At 45.8% G+C, this 1,202-nt stretch carries 2 protein-coding genes; both read right to left on the bottom strand.

Translation table 11 applies throughout. The annotated features are described in order from the left end of the window. Positions 1–255: 255 nt before the first annotated feature. Positions 256–804: an ead/Ea22-like family protein gene (locus tag RC85_RS25920; protein WP_001289873.1), complete on the bottom strand. Its 549-nt coding sequence runs from the start codon at positions 802–804 to the stop codon at positions 256–258. Continuing rightward, positions 801–1,022, bottom strand: coding sequence for a TraR/DksA family transcriptional regulator (locus tag RC85_RS26525; RefSeq protein WP_084423030.1), 222 nt, complete (start codon positions 1,020–1,022; stop codon positions 801–803). Before RC85_RS26525 ends, RC85_RS25920 begins: the two co-directional genes overlap by 4 nt. Positions 1,023–1,202 lie beyond the last annotated feature (180 nt).

The following is a 1,202-nucleotide window of genomic DNA, read 5'->3' as shown; positions in this document are numbered from 1 at the left end:
CGGATCTGCACAACATTGATAACGCCCAATCTTTTTGCTCAGACTCTAACTCATTGATACTCATTTATAAACTCCTTGCAATGTATGTCGTTTCAGCTAAACGGTATCAGCAATGTTTATGTAAAGAAACAGTAAGATAATACTCAACCCGATGTTTGAGTACGGTCATCATCTGACACTACAGACTCTGGCATCGCTGTGAAGACGACGCGAAATTCAGCATTTTCACAAGCGTTATCTTTTACAAAACCGATCTCACTCTCCTTTGATGCGAATGCCAGCGTCAGACATCATATGCAGATACTCACCTGCATCCTGAACCCATTGACCTCCAACCCCGTAATAGCGATGCGTAATGATGTCGATAGTTACTAACGGGTCTTGTTCGATTAACTGCCGCAGAAACTCTTCCAGGTCACCAGTGCAGTGCTTGATAACAGGAGTCTTCCCAGGATGGCGAACAACAAGAAACTGGTTTCCGTCTTCACGGACTTCGTTGCTTTCCAGTTTAGCAATACGCTTACTCCCATCCGAGATAACACCTTCGTAATACTCACGCTGCTCGTTGAGTTTTGATTTTGCTGTTTCAAGCTCAACACGCAGTTTCCCTACTGTTAGCGCAATATCCTCGTTCTCCTGGTCGCGGCGTTTGATGTATTGCTGGTTTCTTTCCCGTTCATCCAGCAGTTCCAGCACAATCGATGGTGTTACCAATTCATGGAAAAGGTCTGCGTCAAATCCCCAGTCGTCATGCATTGCCTGCTCTGCCGCTTCACGCAGTGCCTGAGAGTTAATTTCGCTCACTTCGAACCTCTCTGTTTACTGATAAGTTCCAGATCCTCCTGGCAACTTGCACAAGTCCGACAACCCTGAACGACCAGGCGTCTTCGTTCATCTATCGGATCGCCACACTCACAACAATGAGTGGCAGATATAGCCTGGTGGTTCAGGCGGCGCATTTTTATTGCTGTGTTGCGCTGTAATTCTTCTATTTCTGATCCGGAATCAATGATGTCTGCCATCTTTCATTAATCCCTGAACTGTTGGTTAATACGCTTGAGGGTGAATGCGAATAATAAAAAAGGAGCCTGTAGCTCCCTGATGATTTTGCTTTTCATGTTCATCGTTCCTTAAAGACGCCGTTTAACATGCCGATTGCCAGGCTTAAATGAGTCGGTGTGAATCCCATCAGCGTTACCCCG

Origin of the sequence: Rubripirellula obstinata (genome assembly GCF_001642955.1) — a bacterium.
Classification (GTDB): Bacteria; Planctomycetota; Planctomycetia; order Pirellulales; family Pirellulaceae; genus Rubripirellula; species Rubripirellula obstinata.
Note: the sequence above shows the minus strand (reverse complement) of the source record. Positions and strands in the feature narration are given on the sequence as shown.